Genomic DNA, 438 nt, shown 5'->3' with positions numbered 1-438 from the left:
GGGCAGCGTGGAGCCGAAGTTCAAGGTTCCGGAGCGGCCGAGCAAGCTTGACCCTTTTGCCGACCGATTGTCAGCCTGGCTGCGGACGGAAGCCAAAAGGAACCGCAAGCAGAAACGCACGATGAAGCAGTTGCATGCCGATCTTGTGAGCCTCGGCTATGAGGGCTCTTATGGTCGTGTTGCTGCTTTTGCTCGGGAGTGGAAGGCGGATCTGCAGAGGGATTTACAGACTTCGGGGCGTGGGACTTTCGTTCCACTCGCCTTCGATCCGGGGGAGGCTTTCCAGTTCGACTGGTCGGAAGACTGGGCGATCATCGGCAATGAACGCACCAAGCTACAGGTAGCCCATACGAAGCTCAGTTACAGCCGGGCCTTCATCGTTCGAGCTTACCTTCTGCAGACGCATGAGATGCTATTCGATGCCCATAACCATGCTTT

Annotated in this window: 1 pseudogene; it reads left to right on the top strand. The window is 56.8% G+C overall.

Annotation, left to right across the window (positions count from 1 at the left end):
* A pseudogene (locus CEV33_RS00685) lies at nt 1-438 on the top strand (IS21 family transposase); the annotation flags it as partial.

Source organism: Brucella grignonensis (assembly GCF_002252505.1).
Lineage (GTDB): Bacteria > Pseudomonadota > Alphaproteobacteria > Rhizobiales > Rhizobiaceae > Brucella > Brucella grignonensis.
This window is presented reverse-complemented; position numbering and strand designations above follow the sequence as displayed.